This is a genomic window from Neorhizobium sp. P1_A6, assembly GCF_056406795.1.
Genome location: NZ_JBFTZM010000017.1, coordinates 44050 through 68300 on the forward strand (window position 1 = coordinate 44050; position 24251 = coordinate 68300).

The following is a 24251-nucleotide window of genomic DNA, read 5'->3' on the forward strand; positions in this document are numbered from 1 at the left end:
CCTCAGGCCGGAATGACGGCGGTCGCCTGGATTTCGATCTTGGCGCGGTCTTCCACCAGCGCCACGACCTGCATGGCGGCCATGGCCGGAAAGTGCTTGCCGATGATTTCCCGGTAGACCTGGCCGATGCCCTTGAGGTTGCCGAGATACTCGGCCTTATCGGTGAAATACCAGGTCATGGTGGTGATATGCTCGGGCCCGGCGCCTGCCTCGGCCAGCACGGCGACGACGTTCTGCAGCGTCTGCTTGACTTGGCCGACGAAATCGTCGGTTTCGAACTGGCATTGGCCGTTCCAGCCGATCTGCCCGCCGACGAAGACCTGGCGGCCGGTGGCGGCGACGCCGTTGGCGTAACCGATCGGTTTTGCCCAGCCTTCAGGCTGCAGGATAGTGTGCATTATTCTTCTCCAAATGCTGTGTCAGCGCTGAGCGCATATCGTCGGGCCAGGGTAGGGCCTTGTGGGTTTCATTCGATGTGGCGACCAGCCGCTGCCTGGCGGTCCAGAGCAGCCGATCGCCGGCCCGCACCTCGTATTCGAGATCGGCGGAACTGTTGCCGATCCGCATAACCTTGATGGTGAAATCCATCATATCGCCGTGGTAGCCCGGGCTCTTGAATGCGACATCCAGCGTCACCGTCGGCACACCGATCTTGCGGTGGCTGATCATGTCCGGCCAGGGCGAGCCGATCGCGCCGAAAAACTCCTCGCAAACGCCGACCATGATGTTCAGATAGGAGGGGAAATAGGCGATGCCGGAAGGATCGCAATCTCCAAAGTTCAATCGGCGGGACGTCGTATAAGCCATGATCGTCTTCAGGTCTTCAACAGTTCGCGGGCGATGATGAGCTTCTGGACCTCGGTCGCGCCCTCATAGATGCGCAGCGCCCGGATTTCCCGGTAGAGGCTCTCGGTGATCTCGCCGCTCTTCACGCCGCGGCCACCAAACATCTGCACGGCGCGATCGATGACGCTTTGGGCGTTCTCCGTCGCGACCATCTTTGCCATCGCCGCCTCCTTGGTGGTCGGCAGGCCCTGCACGTCGCGGCGCCAGGCGGCCCGATAGGTGAGGAGCGCGCCGGCATCGATCTGGGCTGCCATGTCGCCGAAGGCTGCTTGCGTCAGTTGCAGATCGGACAGGTGATTGCCGAACATCGGCCGCGCCTTAGCATAGGCGAGCGCCTCGTCCAGCGCGCGCTTGGCAAAGCCGAGAGCGGCGGCGGCGACGGAGGCTCGGAAAATGTCTAATGTCCGCATGGCGATCTTGAAGCCTTCACCCGGTGCGCCCAACAGGCGCGAAGCCGGGATGCGGCAGTTCTCGAAGCGGATCGTCGCCAGCGGATGCGGGGCGATCACATCGATGCGCTCGGCGATCGAGAAGCCGGGATCGTCGGCGAAAACGACGAAAGCGGAGATGCCGCGCGTGCCGGGCGCCTCGCCGGTGCGGACGAAAACCGTGTAGACGTCGGCGATGCCGCCGTTGGAGATCCAGGTCTTTTCGCCGTCGAGGATATAGTGGTCGCCGTCCTTTCGGGCAGCGCAAGCCATGGCGGCGACATCCGAACCTGCTTCCTTTTCCGACAGCGCGAAGGCGGAGATCCATTCGCCCGATTGCGCTTTCGGCAGGACGGTCCGGCGAAGCTCTTCAGAGCCGGAAAGGCCGATCGCGCCGGTGCCGAGGCCCTGCATGGCGAAGGCGAAGTCGGCAAGGCCGTCATGCCAGGCGAGCGTTTCGCGGGTCAGGCCGGCGGCGCGGCTGTCGATCGGTTGGCTGCCGCCGGCGCCGGTCGCCGCGTCGAGAAGGCCGGCGTTTCCGAGCGCCTTGACGAGCGCGCGGCAGGCGCCGTCCGTGTCCGAATGGTCGATATGGCTCAGCGCACCGGAGGCGGCGAAGGCGTCCAGTTTTTCGGCGAGCGCCTTGTGGCTGTCGTCGAAGAAAGGCCAGTCGAGGAAATCGCGCGCCGGTCCTTTGAGTGTCGTGGGGTTGGCCATCAGTCGCCCTCGAAGACCGGCTTGCGCTTTTCGGCGAAAGCCTCGAAGGCGCGGCGGAAATCCTTGGTCGCCATGCAGATCGCCTGCGCCTGGGCTTCGGATTCGATCATCTCTTCGATGCCCATGGCCCATTCCTGGTTCAGCATGGTCTTGGTCATCGTGTGTGCGAACCACGGACCGTCCGCCAGCGAATGGGCGAGCTTCACGGCCTCGGCTTCGAGAACGTCACCAGGATGGATGGTATTGAAGAAGCCCCAGGCCTGGCCTTCGTCGGCGCTCATCGAACGGCCGGTGAAGAGCAGTTCGGCGGCGCGGCCCTGGCCGATGATGCGCGGCAGGATTCCGCAGGCGCCCATGTCGGCTCCAGCAAGGCCGACGCGGGTGAAGAGGAAGGCGGTCTTGGTTTCGGGGGTCGCCAGCCGCATGTCTGAGGCCATGGCGAGGATCGCGCCTGCCCCCATGCAGATGCCGTCGACCGCAGCCACGATCGGCTGCGGGCATTTCTTCATCGCCTTGACGAGATCGCCGGTCATGCGGGTGAAGGCGAGCAGGTCCGGCATCGCCATATGGGTCAGCGGCTCGATGATTTCGAAGACGTCGCCGCCGGAGGAGAAATTGCCGCCGGCGCCGGTCAGGACGATCGAGCGGATATCGGAGGCGTAGACGAGATCGCGAAAAAGGTCGCGCAATTCCGCATAACTTTCGAAGGTCAGCGGGTTCTTGCGCTCCGGACGATTGAGGCGAACCGTCCCGACGCGGCCGTTTTCGCTCACTTCCCAGAGGAAATGTTTCGGTTGGTAGTCGCGAAAACTGCGCTTCATGTCCTTCATCACGTCACTCATGTTCGTCTCCTCTCCTTTTCATCGACCGTCCCTTTCCGGGCGGCAGGACCTCTCCCGGGTCAGTCGTTGGCGGAGGGTGGCAGGAAATCCACCTCGTGCGCGGCGGAAACCTTCACGATCTCCTCCACGTCGGTCATTTCGTGCAGCTCTTCGAAAAGCTTCTGGAGCTTGCGGGCCGGGGAGACCCAGAAGAGCGCCCGGCACGGCTTGTCGGACTTGTTGAAGTAACCGTGAGGTATGCCGCGCGGCATGCGCACCAGGTCTCCGGCCTTCGCCTTGACCCATTGGCCGTCGAGCTTCAGATCGAGTTCTCCCTCCTGCACGAGGATGAATTCGTCCTGGGTCGGGTGGACGTGCACAGGCACGGACTGTCCCGGCAGACTGTTGGTTTCAAAGGCGAAGGTGTCGTCGCAGACCGCCTTCGGGAAATAGACCTGGCCGAGGATATTCCAGCTGGTGCCGTTATATCCGCTGCCGCTCTCGGTTATGCCCTTTTCCAGTTCCATCCTGATCTCCCGGTTTCGTTTCCTGGTTCATGCCGAGGCCGACTAGCCTGCCATGACTTCTCCCCCGGCAACCGCGATTGCCTGTCCGTTGATCGACGCTGCTCCGGGCGATGCCAGCCACAGAACCGTGTCTGCGACTTCCTCTGGCTTCACCAGCCGCGCCTGCGGGTTGCTCCTGGTAAATTCCTGTCGCGCCTGCTCTTCCGTCCGTCCGGTCTTGGCGACGATCGTCGCGATCGAACGGGCGATCAGCGGCGTGTCGGTAAAGCCGGGGCAGACGGCGTTGACGGTGATGCCGGTCCTCGCAAGCTCCAGCGCCAGCGAACGGGTGAGGCCGACGACGCCATGTTTGGCGGCCACATAGGCCGAGACGTAGGCATAACCGGTGAGCCCCGCGGTCGAGGCGATGTTGATGATGCGGGCGCCTGCGCCAAAAGCCTTGAGATCCGGCAGCACGGCCTGGGTCACCAGGAATACGCCGGTGAGATCGACCGACATGACCCGGTTCCACATCTCCAGCGAGGTCTTTTCGAATGGCGCGCTCGGGCCCTCGCCGGCATTGTTGACGAGGATATCGACAGGACCGAACGAGGCTCGCGCCGTCTTCAGGCCATTGTCGATAGCCACCTCGTCGGTGACGTCGAAACCGTCCGCGACGCAGACCTTGTCCCTGCCAAGCGTTGCGGCAAGCGCCTCCAGAGGCTCGGCACGCCGGCCGGCGAGGGTCACCCGCGCGCCGGCTTCCACCAGCGCCGTCGCGATCGCCGCGCCGATGCCCGAGCCCGCGCCGGTGACGAGGGCGTGACGGTTGGCAAGGCTGGCACTGGCAAGACTGGCAGAGGGCGCTTCGCTCATGATGCGATCCTTATTTCGCAGCCGCCGGGCCGACAGACGGTGGGGCAACGGCGGCCGCAGCACGCGCGAGGTTGGTTTCGTACTGCGCCTTGCCGGAATAATACTGTTTCGGCCAGGGAATATCCGTCAAGCCGATCTTGGCCGCCTCGTGAAGAACCCAGGCCGGATCGGCGAGATGCGGGCGGGCGACGGCGCAGAGATCGGCGCGGCCGGCGGCAATGATCGAGTTCGCATGATCGGCCTCCGAAATCGCGCCGACGGCGATGGTTGGGATACCGATCTCGTTGCGGATCTTGTCGGAGAAGGGCGTCTGGAAGAGGCGGCCATAGACCGGCTTTTCTTCCTTCCACACCTGGCCGGATGAGCAGTCGATCAGGTCGGCGCCGGCATCCTTGAACATCCGCGCGTAGATCGCCGCGTCTTCCGGCGTGTTTCCGCCTTCGAACCAGTCATGGCAGGAGAGACGCACGGAAATCGGCTTGTTTGCCGGCCAGACCGCGCGGATCGCCTTGAAGACTTCCAGCGGATAACGCGCGCGGTTTTCGTGGCTGCCGCCGTATTCGTCTGTGCGGATGTTGGTGAGCGGCGAAAGGAAGCTCGACAGAAGATAACCGTGGGCGCAGTGCAGCTCCAGCCAGTCGGCACCGGCTTCTGCAGCATATCGGGCCGCCCGGACGTGGTCTGCCGTCACCCGATCCATGTCGGCGCGGTCCATTTCCTTCGGAACATGGCTGGTCTTGAGGTAGGGGAGCGCCGAAGCCGAGATCAGCGGCCAGCCACCTTCTTCGACCGGCTGGTCGATGCCTTCCCAGGCGGTCTTGGTCGAGCCCTTGCGGCCGGCGTGTCCCAGCTGGATGCCGACCTTGGCGGCGGAATTGTCATGCACGAAGGTGACGAAGCGTTTCCAGGCGGCCGCCTGCTGCTCGTTCCAGAGGCCGAGGCAGCCGGGAGTGATGCGGGCGTCGGGCGAGACGCAGGTCATTTCTCCAAACACGAGGCCGGCGCCGCCGAGCGCACGGGAGCCGAGGTGGACCAGATGGAAATCGTCCAGCAGCCCGTCCTTGGCGGAGTACATGGCCATCGGCGACATGACGATGCGGTTCGGCAGATGAGTTTCGCGCAGCGAATAGGGCGTGAACATCGGCGGCAGGGTGCGGCCGTTGCCGGTCACCTCGATGCCGTTTTTCCTGGCGAACCAGCGCTCGTAACCTTCCAGCCATTTGGGATCGCGCAGGCGCAGGTTTTCGTGGCTGATGCGCTGCGATCGGGTCAGCATCGAATACATGAACTGTTCCGGCTCCAGCGTATCGGCGTAACGCTGGCCGACCACTTCGAACCATTCCATGGCGTTGCGGGCGGCATTCTGGATGCGGGCGACGTCGACGCGGCGGATTTCCTCGTAGGTTTCGAGGACTTCCGGGATCTTGTCCTTGGAATGGCCGAGCTTGTTGAACTGGTTGCTAAGCTCGATCGCATCGTCGATGGCAAGCTTGGTGCCGGAACCGATCGCAAAATGGGCGGTATGGGCGGCATCACCCATCAGCACGACATGCGATTTGCCGTTGAAATGGCTCCACTTGCCGCAGATCAGGCGGTTGAAGTTCAGCCAGGCGCTGCCGCGCAGATGCCGGGCATTGGTCATCAGTTCGGAGCCTTCGAGGACTTCCGAGAACAGGTCCTGGCAGAAATCGATCGAGCTCTGCTGGTCCATCTGGCCGAGGCCGTGCTTTTCGTAAGCCTCTTCCGTCGTTTCGACGATGAAGGTCGAGGTCTTGTCGTCGAACTTGTAGATATGCGCCTGAAACCAGCCGTGATCCGTCTTGCGGAAGTCGAAGGTAAAGGCGTCGAAGAGCTTGTTGGTGCCGAGCCAGATATAGCGGTTCGGACGCACGACGAGGTCCGGTTCGAAGACCTCCGGATAACGGTTGCGGATCTTCGAGTTGAAGCCGTCCGATGCAATGATCAGGTCCGCATCCGGATAATCGACATCGCCATTGGAGTCGGTTTCAAAAACAAGCTCGACGCCGAGCGCCTCGCAGCGGCGCTGCAGGATGTTCAAGAGCTTCTTGCGACCGATGCCGACAAAGCCGTGGCCGGAGGTGCGCTGGCGCGTGCCCTTGAACAGCAGCTCGATATCGTCCCAGTGGTTGAAGGCGTCCTCGATTTCGGCCGCGCTCTCCGGGTCCCACGCCTTCATCGACACCATGGTGGCGTCGGAGAAGACCACGCCCCAGCCGAACGTGTCGTAAGGCTTGTTGCGTTCGACGACGGAAATGGAATGCTCGGGGTGCAGCTTCTTCATCAGGAGCGCGAAATAGAGACCGGCCGGGCCGCCACCGATACAGACGATGCGCATATCCAAGTCCTCCTGACGTTAGTCGCTCATTATTTTAAGTTTAAACTATATGGCGTTTGATCGACCCGTCAAGCGGATTTGCGGCAGCTCCGGCAGTTTTCATGTGAGGTCGATCAAATAATATGCAATAGCATATATTGTGATGCCTGTTGCTCACTCCTCTGTCCTGCCCGATGTTCGACGCCAGCAGTACTTGCTGTTCCGTCGGCATTTGTGAATTGACAAGTGGCGGGTGCCGAAAATATGCTTTTGCAAATGATTGTGGATTGAAGCCGACAAGGCGAAGGGGAACTGCCATGGCCGAGCGATCTTTTGCGCGCGAAGTCGAGGATCTCAAGCTTGGGGAAGGCGAGATTTTTCGTGGGGAAGGCATTCTCGCCATCACCAAGGCGCTGCTGCAATCCGGCGTTTCCTATGTCGGCGGCTATCAGGGCTCCCCGATCTCGCATCTGATGGACGTATTGGCTGACGCCAAGGACATCATGGAGGATCTCGGGGTCCATTTCGAGACCTCGGCTTCTGAAGCCGCAGCGGCGGCGATGCTCTCGGCCTCGGTCATGTATCCGGTGCGCGGCGCTGTGACCTGGAAATCCACGGCTGGCACCAATGTCGCGTCGGACGCGCTCTCCAACCTTTCTTCCGGCGGCGTCAATGGTGGCGCGCTGATCATTCTCGGCGAAGACTTTGGCGAAGGTTCGTCGATCATGCAGGAGCGCAGCCATGCGTTCGCGATGAAATCGCAGATGTGGCTTCTCGACCCGCGGCCGAACCTGCCGTCGATGGTCCAGGCGGTCGAGGACGGTTTTCAGCTTTCCGAAGCGTCGAATACACCGGTCATGCTGGAAGTGCGCATCCGTGCCTGCCATGTGCATGGCCAGTTCGTTGCCAAGGATAACCAGCGGCCAAAATTCACGCTGCGCCAGGCGCTCGAAAACCCGGTCCGCGACGTTAACCGCATCGTCCTGCCGCCGGCGAATTTCGGGCAAGAGAAAGACAAGCTGGAGCGCCGCTGGCCGGCGGCCGTCAACTTCATCAAGGAGAAGAAGCTCAACGAGCATTTCGGCCCCGAAGAAGGCGAGATCGGCATCATTACGCTCGGCGGTCTCTATAATGGCGTCATGCGCGGCCTGCAGCAGCTTGGCCTTGCGGATGTCTACGGCAATTCGTCGGTGCCGATCTACGTGATGAACGTTGCCTATCCGACGATCGACGACGAAGTGGTCGATTTCTGTCTCGGCAAGAAGGCCGTGATCATGGTGGAAGAGGGCGCGCCGGAATATGTCGAGCAGACGCTCCATACGCTGATGCGCCGCCGCGATATCCAGACGCGCCTGCACGGCAAGGACATCCTGCCGCTTGGCGGTGAATATACCGCGCCAGTGATGATGAAGGGGCTGAAGACCTTCATCGAGATGTACGATCGCCTGCTGCTCGGCAACCAGCCGCCGGTGCCGGATCCGAGCGATGTCCTCAACGATCCGAAGGTGAAGGCTCTGGCCGAAGTCGTGCCACAGCGTCCCGCCGGTTTCTGCACCGGCTGCCCGGAGCGACCGATCTTTGCGGCCATGAAGCTGGTTGAAAAGGAACTCGGCGAACACCACGTCTCGGCGGATATCGGCTGTCACCTGTTCTCGATCCTGCCGCCCTTCAATATCGGCGGCACGACGATGGGCTACGGTCTTGGTCCTGCTTCCGCTTCCGCCTTCAATGTCGAGGCGGACAAGCGCTCGATCGCGGTCATGGGCGATGGCGGTTTCTGGCACAACGGCCTTGCGACCTCGGTCGGCAATGCGGTGTTCAACAAACAGGACGGCGTCATCCTCGTCGTCGATAATTTCTATTCTGCGGCGACCGGTGGGCAGGACATTCTCTCCTCCCGCGCCATCAACCCGAACCGCAAGACCAACAATTCGATCGTCAATGCGGTGAAGGGCATCGGGGCCACCTGGGTGCGCCAGATCGACCGCACCTATGACGTCGCCAAGATGCGCGACACGCTGAAGGAAGCGCTGACGAGCAAGGAAAAAGGCCCGAAGATCATCGTCGCCTCTTCCGAATGTATGCTGAACAAGCAGCGCCGCGTGAAGCCGCAGTTCAATCAGGCGGTCAAGGACGGCAAGCGCATGGTGAAGGAGCGCTTCGGGGTGGACGAGGACGTCTGCACCGGCGATCACGCCTGCATCCGGCTTTCCGGCTGCCCGTCGCTATCGGTGAAGCATACGGATGATCCGCTGAAGGACGATCCGGTCGCGGCGATCGACAATAGCTGCGTCGGCTGCGGCAATTGCGGTGAGGTTTCGGAAGCCGCCGTTCTCTGTCCGTCGTTCTATCGCGCCGATATCATCCACAATCCGACCGGCTGGGACAAGTTCCTCTCGAAATTCCGTAGCTCGGTGATCGGCTGGCTGCAGGCCCGCCGTGCCGCCGGCCGCGTCGTTTTCGCGGAGGCTTGATCGATGAACGAGACCGTGAACCTCAAGGCGCTCCATGCTTCCGACAAGCCGCTGACGCTGGCGATCATGGCCATGGGCGGCCAGGGCGGCGGCGTGCTGGCCGACTGGATCGTCGGCCTTGCCGAAGAGCAAGGCTGGATGGCGCAGTCGACATCGGTGCCGGGCGTTGCCCAGCGCACCGGCGCGACGATCTATTACATCGAGATGCTGCCCGCCTGCGACGGCGTGTCGCCGATCTTCTCGCTAATGCCGACGCCGGGCGACGTTGACATCGTGCTGGCCGCCGAACTGATGGAAGCCGGCCGTTCCGTGCTGCGCGGTCTGGTGACGCCGGACAAGACCACCCTGATCGCCTCGACGCACCGTTCGTTTGCGGTCGGCGAGAAGGAGAAGCCGGGCGACGGCATCGGCGATCCGACCGTGGTGGTCGGCGCGACCGATTTCGCCGCGAGGCGTACCATCGCCTTCGACATGGACACGCTGGCGACGAAAAACGGCAGCGTGATTTCCGCCTCGATGTTCGGCGCACTTGCGGCAGCCGACGTGCTGCCCTTCCCGAAGGAAGCCTTCGAGGCGGTAATTCGCGGCGGCGGCAAGGGCATCGAACCCAGCCTCAGGGCTTTCAATGCCGCCTACGAGCGGGCGAAAACCAAGCCGCGCGACGAAGTGGTCGCGATGGCGCCGAAGCGTTTCGATACGATGCCGGAAACCGCTGGCCATCCGGATCTCGACCGGCTGGTGCACCGCCTGCGCGCCGAATTCCCCGAGGTCGCCTGGCCGCTGCTGTTTGCGGGCGTCAAGAAGCTCACGGATTTCCAGGATCCGGCCTATGCCAGCGAATATCTCGATCGGGTTGGCAAACTTCATGCCCTCGATCGTGCCAATGGCGGCGGCGAGCACGATTATGCTTTCACCGTCCAGTCGGCGAAATACGTCGCCGTCGCCATGGCCTATGACGATGTCATCCGCGTCGCGGACCTCAAGACCCGTGGCACCCGCTTCAATCGGGTCGCCAGGGAGGTCGGCGTCAAGCAGGACCAAATCCTCTACATGACCGAATACATGCATCCGCGCATGGAAGAGGTCGTTGGGACCATGCCGAAGCGGCTCGGTCTCTGGGTCGAAAACCGCCCGAAGGTCTTTGCCTGGCTCGATCGCCGCATCAACAAGGGCCGTCGCGTGCAGACCGGCACGCTCTTCTGGTTCCTGACGCTTTATACGCTGGCAGCGTTGCGGCGCACCCGCCGTGGCACGCTCCGGCACTTGCGCGAGACCGAACACCGTGAGGCCTGGCTCAATACCGCGATGTCGCTTCTTCCGAGAAATTACGATCTCGCGGTCGAGGTGATCAACAACCGCCGCCTGGTGAAGGGTTATTCCGACACCCATGCGCGTGGGCTTTCGAAGTTCGACCGGGTGATGTCGGCGCTGACGACCTTGGCGGACCGCGAAGACGGTGCTGCCTGGATGAAGCGCCTGCGCCAGGCGGCTCTTCTGGACGAAAGCGGCATTGCTCTCGACGGCGCGTTGAAGACGGTCTCTACGCTTTAGGTTTTAAGGATAAAGACACATTATAGCCGCGATCCCGTTGCTTTTGCTGCGTATCTGACCGAAGTCTAGACACCCAGTTTTTGCAAGTACCGGCAGCCCACATGGAATCCACGGATCGTCAGCCAAGTCGCTTTCGAGACATTCTTGAGACGTACCGTCCTTACCTCATCGCCGTTGCGGCGCTGGCGGTTTTCGCGTTCACGACTTTTGCAATCTACAACCTCACGACCGAGGTCAGCTATGACGATGTTATCGAGGCGCTCGCCAACACGCGTTTATCCTCGATCGGCCTTGCGGTTTTCTTCACGGCCCTGAGCTTCGCGGCACTGGTCGGATACGACGTGAACGCGATTACCTATATCGGCCGTTCCTTGCCGTTCGTGCCTGTCGCGATAACGGCCTTCAGTGCTTACGCGGTCGGCAACACGGCTGGTTTTGGAGCGCTCAGCGGCGGGGCCATCCGGTTCCGCGCCTATTCGCGCCTGGGGCTTTCGCCGGACGATATCGGTCGCGTCATCGCATTCGTGACACTTGCCTTCGGCATCGGGCTTCTGGCGGTCACGGCGCTCGCATCGCTGGTCACCGCGCCGAGGATCGGCGCCCTCCTCGATATCGACGGTGATTGGGTGCGCGCCGGCGCAATCGTGATCATCATCGTACTCACTGCGGTTCTGATCCTCGGGCGGGACGGACGAACGGTCTCGGTCGGAAGCTTGAGCATCCGTCTGCCGGATAGCCGCACGTCCTCACAGCAGTTCCTGATCACCGCGCTCGACATCGCCGCCTCGGCCTCGGTTCTCTACGTGCTCCTGCCGCAGACGGAAATTGGCTGGCCATCCTTCCTTGCAATCTATGCGACCGCCGTGGGTCTGGGTGTCCTCAGCCATGTGCCAGCCGGTCTCGGCGTCTTCGAGACGGTGATCGTAGCGGCACTCGGCAATCGGGTCAGCCTTGACGAAGTGCTCGGCAGTCTCGTTCTCTACCGCGTTATCTATCACGTCCTGCCGCTGCTCATCGCCACGCTGATGGTGATTGGCATCGAAGTTCGCCAGCTAGCCCATCATCCCGTTGCCTCGACGCTTCGCAAGCTCGAATTCCGTCTCGCGCCGCCGCTTCTGGCGACGTTCTCGATGATCGCCGGCGCAATGCTGATCTTCTCGAGCGTGACGCCGACACCGGATTTCGATATCAATTTCCTCGGGAACTACCTGCCGCTGCCGGTGTTCGAAGGCGCGCATTTCCTTTCCAGCATTCTAGGCCTGCTGCTGTTCATCACGGCGCGCGGCATTGGCCAGCGGCTGGACGGTGCGTGGTGGGCCGCCATGGTCTGCACCGCCTTGGCACTGGTTTTGGCCTTCATGCGGGCGCTCGCACTTTTCGAGGCATCGTTCCTGGTTATCCTGCTGATCGGCCTGTTCCTCAGCGCCCGGCAGTTCAAGCGCCGGGCATCGCTGTTCGGGCAGGTGCTGTCGCCGAGCTGGATCGCCGCCATGCTCATCGTCGTCGCCGCAGCGATCACGGTACTGCTTTTCGTCTATCGCGAAGTGGACTACAGCCGCGAACTCTGGTGGCAGTTCGAATTTTCCGAGGAAGCGCCGCGCGGCTTGCGCGCAGTCCTTGGCCTTGCGATTTTCGCGGCCACAATCTCCCTGTTCAGTCTTTTGCGGCCGGCGGCCAGACGTTCGGCTCTGTCCACAGCGGACGATCTGGAGCGGGCAATCCGGCTCGTCATGGCTCACGACAATGCGGACGCCAACCTTGTGCGGATGGGCGACAAGCGGCTGATGTTCTCCGAGAGCGGCAATGCCTTCCTCATGTACGGCATCCAGGGGCGCTCCTGGATTGCGCTTTTCGATCCGGTCGGACCGCAGGAGGAGATGGCGGATCTCGTTTGGCGTTTCGTCGAGGAAGCTCGCGCCCAGGGTGGTCGCGCCGTGCTCTATCAGATTTCGCCCGGCCTTCTTTCTCATTGCGCCGATGCTGGGCTGAGGGCCTTCAAGCTCGGTGAATTGGCGATCGTCGACCTGTCCCGCTTCGACCTCAAGGGCAGTCGGCTGGCCGGGCTTCGCCAAGCCGTCAACAAGGGTGCACGCGAAGGGCTGGAGTTTTCCGTCATCGAGCAGCCGGACGTGATGGCGCATGTCGAAGAACTCCGGTGCGTGTCGGATGCTTGGCTGGAAGATCACAATACCCGTGAGAAGACTTTTTCGCTCGGCGCTTTCCGGGATGATTATGTAAGCGCCCAGCCGGTCGCGACCCTCAGGAAGGACAGCCGCATCGTCGCTTTCGCGACGCTGTCGCTCACCGATACGAAGCAAGAAGGTACCGTCGACTTGATGCGCTTTATGCCGGATGCGCCGAAAGGCTCGATGGATTTCCTGTTCGTGAAGATCATGGAATATCTTCGCGATGCCGGTTATAGACATTTCAATCTCGGCATGGCTCCGCTGTCAGGCATGTCCACACGCGAGGCTGCGCTCGCCTGGGACCGGATCGGCAGCGTTGTTTTCGAGCATGGCGAACGGTTCTACAATTTCAAAGGGTTGAAAGCCTTCAAGTCGAAGTTCCATCCCGCCTGGGAGCCGCGTTACCTCGCTGTGGCAGGGGGCGTAAGCCCCGCCATCGTGATGATGGACGCAACGCTCCTGATCGGCGGCGGCTTGAGAGGAGTGGTTGGTAAATGATGTTTCTGCGTTCTTTTTTTGTCGCGCTTGCCGCTCTGCTGTGTGGCGCCTTGCCGGTCGCCGCCCAGGATCAGCAGGACTATCATACAGGCCTGATCCCGCAGCCGCGTATCCTCGTGCCGAACAATGGCAGCGAGCTCGAAGGCATCGTTTTCCTGATTTCCGGCGGGCAGGGTTGGGGGGCTCGGGAGGATACCGAGGCGCAGAAGCTGCTTGCCGCCGGTGCGGCCGTGGTCGGCATCGATTTCCCCTCCTATATCAAGTCGCTCGGCGCCGACGACGGCGAATGCATCTACATGGTTTCCGATATTGAGGACGTCTCACAGCAGGTGCAGCGGCGGATCGGCAATCCGCAATATCGTCACCCGATCGTCGCCGGCATCGGCGAGGGCGGCGCCTTGGCGCTTGCGATGATTTCCCAGAGCCCGAATGCGACGATCGACGAGGCCATTGCGGTCGATCCGCTGGCAGGCATCCCGCTTGCGAAGGAACTCTGCACGCCGGCCTCCAAGCAGAAAATCGGCGATCGCATCGTTTATGGTTTTGACGACGGTGCTCTGCCGGCCGCGGTGACGATCATTTCCACCGCTACAGCCGATGCAGCCGGCAAGGCACATGGCCTTCGCCTGAAACAGGATCATCCCGAGGTCGAGCTCAGCAATTCGGGCGAGACCTCCGATGTGGCGCTCTCGCAGGCGCTTGCCGCACGCATCGCGGCTACCGGCCGTACAAGCCAGCCGCTCGACCTGCCGCTGAACGTGCTTCAAGCCAAGCCGGCGATGAACACGATGGCGGTGATCTTCTCCGGCGATGGCGGGTGGCGCGACCTCGACAGCGAAGTGGGAGGTTATCTGCAATCGCAGGGAATCCCGACGATAGGGCTGGATTCGCTGCGATATTTCTGGTCCGAACGCACGCCGCAGGCGACTGCGGACGATCTGGCGAAGATCATCGAATATTATCGCCGGCAATGGGACGTTCAGAACGTCTTGCTGGTCGGCTATTCGTTTGGCGCCGATGTGCTGCCAGCCGCCTACAACCTCCTGCCGGCGGCAGACCGGGTGCGAGTGAAGCAGATCACGCTGCTCGGCCTGTCGAACAAGGTGGATTACGAAATTTCCGTGACCGGGTGGCTCGGCGTCGCAAGCGACGGAAAGGGAGGCGATCCGATGACCGACATCGTCAGGATCGATCCGAAGCTCATCCAATGCGTCTACGGCACCGATGAGGACGACGATCCCTGCCCGACGTTGAAGACCAAAGGCGTCGAGGTGGTGCCGATCGAGGGCGGACATCATTTCGACGAGAACTACCAGGCGCTCGGCAAACGCATCCGCGACAGCCTGCAGACCCGGCTTTCGAAATAGACCGGTCAGATCTCGTGCTTGCGGATGTTGAGGAGGATCTTGTGCAGCGTGCCCGTGAAGGCGCGGTATTCTTCCTCGTCGATGCCGTCGAACATCCGCAGCAATGAATCATACATGGTCGGCCAGAAGCGCCCAAAGGCGGCACGGCCTTCCTCGGTGATCGTCACATCACGGATGCGCATGTCCTCGGCGCGCGGTGTGCGGCGAATGTAACCCTGGTCTTCGAGGGAATCGAGCGTGCGGCTCATGGTCGATTGCTCGATGACGGCGAAGACGGAAAGCTCGTTGATGGTGAGTGACGCGGAGACGCTGAGGACCGCGAGCGTGCGCATCTTGGCCGTCGACAGGTCGTATTCGCGCAACTCCTCCGCCATGTTGGAATTCCAGCGGGAGATGATGCGGTTCATCAGGTAGGGTGCGAAATGGTTGAGGCCGATCTCGCCCATGGTCGGCCGATTTTCCTGATCACCCTCCTGATGCCAGCGCAGCACCACACCTGAAAACCGTTCCGCCATGAAATCCATGTCTCCTAGACCACGTCGTTTCAACGCAACGACGATGCGAGCAGAAAGCCCGAGCCGCCAGCAAGCCCCGGCCCCGGATGGGTCGAGGCGCCGATATGATAAAGGCCCGGCACGTGGGTGCGGTGGTTAACAGACGACTTGAAGGGCCGCCAGAGGAAAAACTGGTCGAGCCCGCAGAAGCCGCCATAGGGATCGCCGCCGACGAGGTTCACGTTCATCGCCTCCAGATCGGTCGGAGAATAGGCCCGGCGGGCGAGTTTCATCTCGGCAAAATTCTCGATGTGGCGGGAAAGCAGAGCCTCGATGCGATCGGCATAAAGTTCGCGCAGCTCATCGGTCCAACGGCCGTCGGCAGGTGTGGCGATCTCACCGGCCGCATCGCCCTTGATGAAGCGCGGCGCTTCGGGAAGCTGCAGCCAGAGTATCGACTTGCCGTCCGGCGCGCGCGACGGATCGAAGCTGACGGGCTGGCCGACGCAGACAGTCGGCTCGGCCGGCAGCAGTCCGCGTTCGCATTCGTTGGTGGCACGCGAGACGCCGTCGAGACCGGATGTCAGGTGAAGCAGCGCCACTTTGGCGAGCTCCGGGTCGCCCTTCCAGCGCGGCGGCGCGGAGAGGGCGTAATGGATCTGCATGTTGCCCTTGCCATAACGGTAGCGTGCGACGCTTTCCTTTACGTCTGCGGGGGTGGGCTGCGGCCAGTCCTTCAGCAGCCGGTCATAGATCTGGTTCGGCGTCGTGGAGCAGACGACGCCGGATGCGGCGTGGATCGTCTCGTCGCCTGCAAGCCGCACGCCGGCAGCCTTGTTATCCGGACCGGGAAGGATACGTTCGACATCCGCGCCAGTGCGGATCGCGCCGCCCTGATCCGTGATCAGCCGTTCGAAGGCGGTGACGAGGTTAGCCGCGCCGCCCTTGACGATCGGGCAGCCGGCGAGTTCGATAGCAAAACCGATGACCTTGACCATTTCGGCCGAATAGGCGCTTTCCGGCGCCAGGCCGCAATGCAGGACCCAGGGCGCCCAGAGTGCGTGAGCGCCTTCCGACTTGTAGGTGGTTTCGAGATAACCGCGCGCCGGTGTCAGTGCATCGCCGAACCAGGCAGCGAGTTGGCGCAGGCCCTTGCCCCATCCCTGTCTGGCGACCGTTTTCAGCGTCGTTCCGGACCAGAGTGCGCCGCCGAGCAGGGAGAACAGGAAGGCCGCATCGGTGCCAAGCGCATTCATTTCCTTGTCGAACGTCTTGCCGTCGCCGGCTGCGAGGGCCTCGAAGGTTGCGATATTGCGTTGGCGATCTTTTGAGAAGATGACGGAGGAGCCGTCCGGGCACAGCACGCCGGTCGGCAGGTCGGCATGGGCGAATTCGAGGCCGCGGGCTTCAAGATCCTTGCCGAGCGCGCCGTAGGCGGGCGAGGTCAGGAACAGCACCATGGTGGTGGCCATCACGTCGTGGACAAAGCCGGGCTCGGTGATTTCATCGGTGTGCAGGCAGCCACCGATGCGGTCGCTGCGCTCCAGAACGAGGACCTTTTTGCCCTTCTTGCCGAGCATGGCGGCGGCGACGAGCGCGTTGATGCCGCTGCCGACGATGATGTAGTCGAAATCCGCCATGCCGCCCGTCTTCCTGCTGGATACGGAAAGGGCCGGAACCTTCCGGTCCGGCCCTTCGATCGGATCAGGAGATCAGCGCAAGGGCGCGGACCGGTGAACCTGTGCCCTTGACGAGCTTTAGCGGAGCGGCAATCAGCACGGCGCCCTTCGGTGGCAGCTGATCGAGGTTCGATAGCGATGCGAGGCCATATTTGCCGGCGCCATGCATGAGGTTATGGGCCGGGAAGGGCGGGTTCATGCCGCCGGCCGAACCGGCATCGGTGCCGATGGTTTCCTGGCCCCAGCCGATAATGTCCTTCGAAATCAGGTATTGGATCGCTTCGGCGGTCGGACCGGGAGAATGCGGGCCGTTCTCGTCTGCGTTCAGGAAGGTTTCGGTCGAGCCGTTGCGCTTGTACCAGTCGGAGCGCATCAGCACCCAGCTGCCGGCCTCGATCGCGCCATGCTCGGCTTCCCATTCCTTGATGCTGTCGACGGTCAGCAGATAATCCGGGTTTTCGGCGGATTCCCTGGAACGGTCGATGACATTGACCGGCGCCACGAAATTCTGCGGCGGGATGGTGTCGGTCGTGTTGTTCGGTTTGTCCTTGCCTGTAACCCAATGACAGGGCGCATCGAAATGGGTGCCGGTGTGCTCACCGAGTTCCAGCCAGTTCCAGGCCCAGAACGGACCGTCCTCGTTGTATTCGGAGATCGTGTGGACGGCGACTTTCGGCGTGTTCTTGCCGAACTGAGGCGGCAGGTAAAGAACGGGGGTATCCGGCCCGAGCGGCGCCGTCAGGTCGACGACCTTGACCGAGCCGGAGAGAAGAGCGGAAGCGAGATTGGTGAGCGTGCTGGAAGACATGGTGCCGGGTTCCCCTTGAATTGACCGGTTTCGTAAGCCGGGCAGCAGCCGGTTTTCCTCTCCGGATGCCGCTGAACGATGAGGGAGCCTATTGCAGAAAATATGAGGATGCAAGCAACTGGGAGAGGCTGCATCGCGCAAATTTATGTGGTCGATCCCTATCGAAGAACATCGATCACTTCCGTGAGAAATAGGCTGTTGCGGACTCAGTGAAGGGCAAGCATGAGTAGCTATCCGCTTATCGACAGATTGCCTGTTCTTGATGCTGTTTTCAGCAAATGTATGCATATGAATAAATAATGGACGCGGATGACGGCTAATGATGGGGTGATGATCGGGCCAGTCACGTGGGCTGGCGAGCGCCGTTCCCAATAATGGTCGCAGCACGAACCTTTGACATTTCAAATATCTGCTTCTAGACGGTGGATCGGTTACAGAGGCAACATTCGAAATGGTAGAAGCAGAAGCGGTCGGCGTCGATCTGGAGATCATCGTCCAGGGCGCCCATGGGTGGTCGAAGCCCGAGCTGCGCCTGTGGCTGCGGATGCTGTCGACGACCAAGCTGATCAGCCAGGAAATCCGCCGCCGCCTGCGCGCCGAGTTCGGCGCGACGCTGCCGCAGTTCGACCTGATGGCGCAGCTTTATCGGGAGAAGGACGGGCTTCGTCTCGGCGAACTTTCCAAGCGCACCATGGTCACCAACGGCAATGTCACCGGGCTCGTCGAGAGGCTCGAAGCCGATGGTTACGTTCAGCGGGTTACGCCGCAGGGCGACCGGCGCGTGACCGTGGCAAAACTGACCGAGGCGGGTGTGACACTGTTTGCGGCGATGGCCGCGGCGCACGAAGGCTGGCTGCAGGACATGATGGCGGATATCGACCCGGATGCGGTTGCGGCGCTCTGGTCGGAGATCGGCACGGTCAAGGCTTCCGCCAACAACCACCTCTCCGGCGCCGCCTTCGAATAGGCCTCGCCGTCTCCGGCGTCAGCGCTTCTTTTCCTTGTTGAACCTCTGTTCGAGCAGATTGACCAGCCGCACCATCGGCCAGAGGAAGGCGATGTAGATCAGCGCAGCCCCGATCAGCGGCGTCGGGTTGGCATAGAGCGCCTGAGCGTCCGTCGCCTCCTTGAGAAGCTCCGGCAGCGCGACGGTTGAGGCGAGCGACGTGTCCTTGAACATCGAGACGCAGTTATTGGTCATCGGCGGAATGACGATGCGGATCGCCTGCGGCAGCACGACCTTGCGCAGCGTGACGAAGAAAGGCAGGCCGAGAGCCGCCGCCGCCTCGAATTGGCCGCGCGGAATGCCCTCGATGCCGGAGCGGAAAATTTCAGCCGAATAGGCCGCCATGACGATCGAGAAGGCGAGGCCGGCGGACGTCCAGGAGGACAGGCGGATGCCGACGAACGGCAGCGCGTAGTAGATGAGGATCAGCACCACGAGCATCGGCGCCGCGCGAAAGATGTCGATATAAAACACCGTCAGATAACGCACCGGCTTTGGCCCGTAGAGGCGCAGAAGCGCGATCACCAACCCGATCGGAATGCCGATGCCAATGCCCGCGACGCCGAGCAGGAAGGTGTTGATCAATCCACGCAGCAGCGCTGGAAATGCGTCGCCGAGAACCCCGAGGTTGAAGAATGTATCGAGGAGGGTCATTTCCTGGTGCCTTTACGCTCACGAAAAAGCCGGCCGTCGCCGGCCGGCATGACTAGGGTGTATTATCGGTAGCCGGCTCAGGGCTTCGGCAGTGGCTGTTCGACGGCGGAAGCGGAACCGGCCGCCGGATCGGAGCCGAACCACTTCTTGTGGATCGCGGCCAGAGTGCCGTCCTTCTTCATGGCGGTGATCGCGTCGTTCGCCTTGGCCAGCAGCGGGTGATCCTTGGTCATCATCAGGCCGTACTGTTCGCCGGTCTTGATGCGCACCTTGACGGCGAGGTCCTTCATCTTGAGGAAGGCGTATTCCATGCCCGGGACGTCGCTAACGGCCACATCGGCACGACCGGCGGAGAGATCCATCAGCAGGTCCTGCTGGGCATTGTAGCTCTTGATGTCGGTGATGCCGTATTTTTCCTTGTTGTCCTTGGCCCACTTGTCGCCGGTCGAACCGGCAAGCACGCCGACGACCTTGCCCTTCAGGTCTTCGACCTTGGAAACGGTCGCTTCCTTGCGGGTGGCAATGCCCATGTCGGCGTCATAATAGGCCTGGGTGAAGGACTGGCTGCCGAGGCGTTCCTTGGTGATGGTGATCGAGGAGATCGCCACATCGATACGCTTCGAAGAGGTGGCCGCAAAGAGAGCCTGGAAGCCGAGGTCGGAAATTTCGACCGTCATGCCGAGACGCTTGGCGACTTCGTTGACGATATCGACTTCGAAACCCTCGAACGTACCCGCAGCCGTCTTGTATTCGAAGGGCGGATTGCTTGGATAGGAGCCGACGGCAAGCGATGCCGCGGAGGCAAAGCCGGCGCTCGCGACGGACAGCGCCGCGGCACCCGCAAGGCCAAAAAAGGCGCGGCGGAAAAGGGTCGTGGTCATGATTGCGTTCCCTCTGTTTTGGTGACCGGCGGCTGTTTTTCCCTGCCGGATCGGATGCGAATTCTTCTTGATCGTTGGTAGATGAAGTGACCTGAGCGAGCCCTTTCCCAAGAGCTATCCGGCGGCGTCTCATATCCTCTTTCAACGCGCCTGGAAGCGGATCGTGATGGAAAATCCGGCAAGTTTCAAGGGGAAAGATTGAAGCTTAAATCATGTCCAGACCGGTTGTCCGGGTGGCTGAATCATGGCTCAAAATAGTTTAGGTTTAAACTTGTTTTTTCTTTCCGACGGTTCGATAGTGAGCCACGACCGGGGAACAGAGGCCGCTGGCAATTGTTGCGGTCCCTTAAAGAGAAGCAGGAAGCCGAGCCATGCGTTTTGCCTATTTCGCCTTTTTCGAGAATGTCGACGGAAGCCAGCTCGCCGTGAGCAAGGCGGATGTCGAGACCGTCTCCGAGATCATCAAGCTGACACCCGGGCTGACCACGGCCAACCTCTACACGCCTGAGGTCACCAAGGACATGTACAACAAGGACGAGCAGTCTCCGATCTTCGGCATGCAGCTCTATTTCAACGAGTTGACCGACCTGGAAGACGCGATGGCGCCGACCGGCCACCTGCATCAGCTTGTGGCTTCGGGCGTGCTGTCGAGCATTCGCGGCGCCAAGGGCACTCAGCAGGCCATGTATGCGCGACACTTTCCGGTCGACGATGCCAGGCTTGATGTAGAAAAGAACGGCAATCCCTGTTCCTACGTGGTCCATTATACCGGCCCGGCCGAGGACCTGAACGTCTGGATGCACCACTATGTCAGCCATCACCCGCAGGTGATGCGCACCTTTCCGGGGATCCGCAAGATCGAGGTCCTTTCACGGGTCGACTGGTGCGGGTTTCTGCCCTGGGAGCGGGTCAACCACATGCAGCGCAACCGGGTGATGTTCGACAGCCCTGTCGCACTTCAGGCAGCGCTGCAGTCGCCGGCCCGTATTGCAATGCGCGAGGACTTCAAGACCTTCCCGCCCTTCGAAGGCGGCAATTCGCACTTCCCGATGGAGACGCAGATCATCGTCCCTGACGGACGGTGAGGCCGCTCAGAACTTTATATGGTCGCGGTCGAGATCCGCGACCGAACGACAGCCGAGAAGCGCCATGGTGCGGCGGATTTCCTCTTCGAGGATGGTGATGGCGCGGGCCGCGCCAGCCTCGCCGCCGGCTGCGAGACCATAAAGTGTTGCACGTCCTGTCATCACCGCATCGGCGCCGAGCGCCAAAGCCTTGACGATGTCCGTGCCGCGGCGGAAACCGCTGTCGGCGAGGATGGTGATCCTACCCTTCAGCTTGTTGGCGATCTTCGGCAGAATGGCGATCGGCGATGGCGCACCGTCAAGCTGGCGACCGCCGTGATTGCTGATGACGATGCCATCGGCTCCCGCGTCGGCGGCCAGTTCGGCATCGCGCAGCGTCATGACGCCTTTGACGATCAGCGGCTTTTTCCAGATTTTCCGCAGGCGGCGGATATGGGTCCAATGAAGGTCCGGCTCCACCTGCTCGCGCGACCAGATGGCCGTGCGAGCGAAGGTCTGCTGGTCGGCCGGCAGAAAATCGAGCAGATTGCCGAAGGGCGGAATGCCGCGTGCCATGACCGACAACGCCCAGCGCGGATGACAGAGGATATCCAGCTTGTGGCGGAAGGTCGGGTCCATGCCGGAGCGGTAGTTGCGGCGGTCCCATTCGCGGTTGCCGAAGGTCGCAGCATCGGTCGTCACCATCAGCGCCTGGCAGCCGGCTTTTTCGGCGCGCCCGACCAGTTCGTCCATGAAGGCCTGCGAGCGGAAGACATAGAGCTGCATCCAGTGGGAGAGATTGGGGATGCCGGAAAGCTCCTCGATCCGCATGTTGGAGACAGTGCTCTGGGTGAAGGTGACGCCAGCCTTGGCGGCGGCTTCGGCAAGCAGCCGATCTCCCTGATATTGGAACAGGCCATTGAAGCCGGTCGGTGCGATGATGAAGGGAAGCCGCATCTTGCGGCCGAAGATCGTCGTCGAAAGATCGGGTATACCGATGCCGGTCAGCGTCGAGGGCCGAAATTCGATTTCCGAGAAGACTTCGCGGTTGCGGCGAAGCGTCCATTCGTCTTCGGCGCCGCCCTCGAGATATTCCATAACGAAGGCCGGCAGGCGGCGTCGCGCCATGGCCTGCAGATCGGCGATGGTGACGGCGCGGTCGACATCCCGGCCGCTGTAATATCTGCGTCCTGCGATTGGCATCATTCGACCTGATAGCCGGCTTCCGCAAGCACCGGCGACCATTCCGCATTGACGTCGTCCGGCGGCACGGCGGCGAGCAGGCTGCGCGTATAGGCGTGCTGCGGATCGGCAAACACGGTTTCCGTTCGGCCGCTTTCCACCACCTCGCCGCGATACATGACCATCACCCGATCGCAGAGATATCGAACGACGGACAGGTCGTGGCTGATGAACAGCATCGAGAAGCCGTGTTCGTCACGCAGTTTCAGCAGGAGGTCGAGAAGCTGGGCCTGAACCGAGACGTCGAGGCCGGAAACGATCTCGTCGGCGACAAGGATGCGCGGCAGGGTGCAAAGCGCGCGGGCGATATTGACGCGCTGCTTCTGGCCGCCCGAAAGTTGCGAGGGAAAACGCATCGCCGCATCCGGCGGCAGGCCGATTTCCTTCAACAATTCGGCGGCACGGTCCATGCGCTCGCGGGTGCTGTTGTGCAATCCGCTCGCCTCGTTCGCCTGGGTGACGATGCTGCCGATCCGCCGGCGCGGGTTGAGTGCCGATTGCGGGTCCTGGAAGACCATCTGGATGTATTCGCGGCGATAGGCCCGGTCGGCATTGCCATTGGCGGTGATGTCGCGGCCGGCCAGCGTGATCTTGCCGCCGGTCGGCGTATCGAGGCCGACGACGAGGCGGGCGAGCGAGCTCTTGCCGCTGCCGCTTTCGCCGACGATGCCGACGAACTCACCCTCGCCGAGCGAAAAATCGACGCTGTTGACCGCCTTGAAGGCGCTTCGCTTGGCGAACGGGCTCCAGGCGGTCGTATAGGCCTTGGTGAGCTTCTCGCCGTTGAGATGAATCTTGGTTGAAGCGATCTCGCGGCCGGGCGCCAGCGGCGGCGGGACGATATCCGGTGTTTTTTCGGTGCGGATGCAGGCGGCGATATGATTCGGGCCGATATCGGCCAGCGGCGGTTCGGCCCGGGTGCAGGCCTCGATCGCGTTCGGACAGCGCGAGGCGAAACGGCAGCCCTTCAGCTCCTTCAGCACCCGCAGGCCCGGCATCCGCTCGGGCAGGATGAAGAGGCCGCGGCGCGGGCCGGTGATGGTCGGATTGGCGAGCTGCAGGCAACGGGTATAGGGGTGAGCCGGCGCCGAGAACAGCTGCTTGGCGGGACCGCGTTCGGCCGGGCGGCCGGCATAGAGCACCATGATCTCGTCGCTGATCTGCGAGGCGAGGCGCAGGTCGTGAGTGATGAAGATCACCGCCGTACCGTCGCGCTTCTGCATTTCGGCGATCAGCTTGACGATCCGGGCCTGGATGGTGACATCCAGCGCGGTGGTCGGTTCATCGGCGATCAGCAGCCGCGGGCGGCTGGCAAAGGCCATGGCGATCAGGATGCGCTGGCACATGCCTCCGGAAAGCTGATGCGGGTATTTTTCGAGCAGCGCCGCGCCATGCGGCAGATGTACGGACTCAAACTCCTTCAACGCCCGCTCGCGCCAGTTTTCACCGGGGGCAAGGCCGATCCGCAGAAGGTGTTCCTTGATCTGCTGGCCGACCGTCAGCACCGGGTTGAGGCCGGAGAGCGGCTCCTGCGGGATGAAGGCGATGTCGCGGCCGAGCAGGCTCCGGCGGCGTTCCGGCAGCATGCTCACCAGATCTTCGCCATCGAAGGCGAGCGTACCTTTGGTAACCGCAAAGCCGTTCGGCAGGTATTGCGAGATGGTGCGGCCGATCATTGACTTGCCGGCACCGGATTCGCCGACCAGGCCGAGGATCTTGCCGGGCTCTAGCGAGAAGTTGAGGTCGGTCAGGACCGGGAAACTTTCCTTGGCTCCGATGGATTCGACGCAGAGATTCTTGGCTGAGAGAATGGCCATG

Annotated in this window: 20 protein-coding genes; 6 read left to right on the plus strand and 14 right to left on the minus strand. The window is 62.0% G+C overall.

Annotation, left to right across the window (positions count from 1 at the left end; translation table 11 throughout):
- Window positions 1-2: 2 nt before the first annotated feature.
- From AC1D3C_RS25445 to AC1D3C_RS25475, 7 genes are read right to left on the minus strand one after another with little or no spacing between them, the layout of a single operon-like run.
- Window positions 3-398, minus strand: a complete 396-nt coding sequence (locus AC1D3C_RS25445) for a RidA family protein (protein ID WP_046637978.1) — start codon at window positions 396-398, stop codon at window positions 3-5.
- The gene (locus AC1D3C_RS25450; protein WP_477484834.1) at window positions 376-807 is read right to left on the minus strand and encodes an acyl-CoA thioesterase; all 432 of its coding nucleotides are present in this window, start codon (window positions 805-807) and stop codon (window positions 376-378) included. Before AC1D3C_RS25450 ends, AC1D3C_RS25445 begins: the two co-directional genes overlap by 23 nt.
- Before the next feature lie 8 nt (window positions 808-815).
- Complete coding sequence (locus tag AC1D3C_RS25455; RefSeq protein ID WP_477484835.1) at window positions 816-1991, minus strand: acyl-CoA dehydrogenase family protein; 1176 nt, start codon at window positions 1989-1991, stop codon at window positions 816-818.
- Entirely contained in the window at window positions 1991-2833 is an 843-nt protein-coding gene (locus AC1D3C_RS25460) for an enoyl-CoA hydratase family protein (RefSeq protein ID WP_477484836.1), read from the minus strand. The genes AC1D3C_RS25455 and AC1D3C_RS25460 overlap by 1 nt, the downstream gene beginning before the upstream one ends.
- A 59-nt stretch (window positions 2834-2892) precedes the next feature.
- On the minus strand, window positions 2893-3339 hold the full coding sequence (locus tag AC1D3C_RS25465; RefSeq protein ID WP_477484837.1) for a cupin domain-containing protein: 447 nt from the start codon (window positions 3337-3339) through the stop codon (window positions 2893-2895).
- A gap of 42 nt (window positions 3340-3381) precedes the next feature.
- Window positions 3382-4194 carry an SDR family NAD(P)-dependent oxidoreductase gene (locus tag AC1D3C_RS25470; RefSeq protein ID WP_477484838.1) on the minus strand — a complete coding sequence of 271 codons (813 nt, stop codon included), beginning with the start codon at window positions 4192-4194 and terminating at the stop codon, window positions 3382-3384.
- Between the two features lie 10 nt (window positions 4195-4204).
- On the minus strand, window positions 4205-6550 hold the full coding sequence (locus tag AC1D3C_RS25475; RefSeq protein ID WP_477484839.1) for a bifunctional salicylyl-CoA 5-hydroxylase/oxidoreductase: 2346 nt from the start codon (window positions 6548-6550) through the stop codon (window positions 4205-4207).
- Window positions 6551-6846: 296 nt separating this feature from the next.
- Here AC1D3C_RS25475 and AC1D3C_RS25480 point away from each other — a divergent pair, with 296 nt between their 5' ends.
- The 4 genes from AC1D3C_RS25480 to AC1D3C_RS25495 all read left to right on the plus strand — a co-directional run bounded on the left by AC1D3C_RS25480 (window position 6847) and on the right by AC1D3C_RS25495 (window position 14605).
- The gene (locus AC1D3C_RS25480; protein WP_477484840.1) at window positions 6847-9003 is read left to right on the plus strand and encodes a thiamine pyrophosphate-dependent enzyme; all 2157 of its coding nucleotides are present in this window, start codon (window positions 6847-6849) and stop codon (window positions 9001-9003) included.
- A gap of 3 nt (window positions 9004-9006) precedes the next feature.
- Window positions 9007-10554 carry an indolepyruvate oxidoreductase subunit beta family protein gene (locus AC1D3C_RS25485; protein WP_477484841.1) on the plus strand — a complete coding sequence of 516 codons (1548 nt, stop codon included), beginning with the start codon at window positions 9007-9009 and terminating at the stop codon, window positions 10552-10554.
- Window positions 10555-10655: 101 nt separating this feature from the next.
- Window positions 10656-13238 (plus strand): bifunctional lysylphosphatidylglycerol flippase/synthetase MprF, encoded by a 2583-nt coding sequence (gene mprF / locus AC1D3C_RS25490; protein ID WP_477484842.1) that lies wholly within the window; start codon window positions 10656-10658, stop codon window positions 13236-13238.
- Window positions 13235-14605 (plus strand): AcvB/VirJ family lysyl-phosphatidylglycerol hydrolase, encoded by a 1371-nt coding sequence (locus tag AC1D3C_RS25495; protein ID WP_247136799.1) that lies wholly within the window; start codon window positions 13235-13237, stop codon window positions 14603-14605. Before mprF ends, AC1D3C_RS25495 begins: the two co-directional genes overlap by 4 nt.
- Window positions 14606-14610: 5 nt before the next feature.
- On the opposite strand, the gene AC1D3C_RS25500 is transcribed toward AC1D3C_RS25495, so the two are convergent.
- The 3 genes from AC1D3C_RS25500 to AC1D3C_RS25510 form a co-directional block, all read right to left on the minus strand.
- Entirely contained in the window at window positions 14611-15120 is a 510-nt protein-coding gene (locus AC1D3C_RS25500) for a MarR family winged helix-turn-helix transcriptional regulator (RefSeq protein ID WP_038549831.1), read from the minus strand.
- A gap of 29 nt (window positions 15121-15149) precedes the next feature.
- Window positions 15150-16739: a phytoene desaturase family protein gene (locus tag AC1D3C_RS25505; RefSeq protein WP_477484843.1), complete on the minus strand. Its 1590-nt coding sequence runs from the start codon at window positions 16737-16739 to the stop codon at window positions 15150-15152.
- Between the two features lie 64 nt (window positions 16740-16803).
- Window positions 16804-17586 (minus strand): cyclase family protein, encoded by a 783-nt coding sequence (locus AC1D3C_RS25510; RefSeq protein ID WP_477484844.1) that lies wholly within the window; start codon window positions 17584-17586, stop codon window positions 16804-16806.
- Window positions 17587-18037: 451 nt separating this feature from the next.
- Here AC1D3C_RS25510 and AC1D3C_RS25515 point away from each other — a divergent pair, with 451 nt between their 5' ends.
- Window positions 18038-18553 (plus strand): MarR family winged helix-turn-helix transcriptional regulator, encoded by a 516-nt coding sequence (locus tag AC1D3C_RS25515; protein WP_477484845.1) that lies wholly within the window; start codon window positions 18038-18040, stop codon window positions 18551-18553.
- Between the two features lie 18 nt (window positions 18554-18571).
- On the opposite strand, the gene AC1D3C_RS25520 is transcribed toward AC1D3C_RS25515, so the two are convergent.
- Together AC1D3C_RS25520 and AC1D3C_RS25525 are read right to left on the minus strand one after the other, a co-directional pair.
- The gene (locus AC1D3C_RS25520; RefSeq protein ID WP_046665284.1) at window positions 18572-19246 is read right to left on the minus strand and encodes an amino acid ABC transporter permease; all 675 of its coding nucleotides are present in this window, start codon (window positions 19244-19246) and stop codon (window positions 18572-18574) included.
- Between the two features lie 77 nt (window positions 19247-19323).
- Window positions 19324-20127 (minus strand): ABC transporter substrate-binding protein, encoded by an 804-nt coding sequence (locus tag AC1D3C_RS25525; RefSeq protein ID WP_038546958.1) that lies wholly within the window; start codon window positions 20125-20127, stop codon window positions 19324-19326.
- A 371-nt stretch (window positions 20128-20498) separates the two neighbouring features.
- Here AC1D3C_RS25525 and AC1D3C_RS25530 point away from each other — a divergent pair, with 371 nt between their 5' ends.
- Window positions 20499-21212: a hypothetical protein gene (locus tag AC1D3C_RS25530; protein ID WP_477484846.1), complete on the plus strand. Its 714-nt coding sequence runs from the start codon at window positions 20499-20501 to the stop codon at window positions 21210-21212.
- Between the two features lie 6 nt (window positions 21213-21218).
- Here AC1D3C_RS25530 and AC1D3C_RS25535 read toward each other — a convergent pair whose 3' ends face one another.
- Both AC1D3C_RS25535 and AC1D3C_RS25540 read right to left on the minus strand, forming a co-directional pair.
- Entirely contained in the window at window positions 21219-22397 is a 1179-nt protein-coding gene (locus tag AC1D3C_RS25535; protein ID WP_477484847.1) for an alpha-hydroxy acid oxidase, read from the minus strand.
- Window positions 22394-24250, minus strand: coding sequence for a dipeptide ABC transporter ATP-binding protein (locus AC1D3C_RS25540; RefSeq protein WP_477484848.1), 1857 nt, complete (start codon window positions 24248-24250; stop codon window positions 22394-22396). The genes AC1D3C_RS25535 and AC1D3C_RS25540 overlap by 4 nt, the downstream gene beginning before the upstream one ends.
- Window position 24251 lies beyond the last annotated feature (1 nt).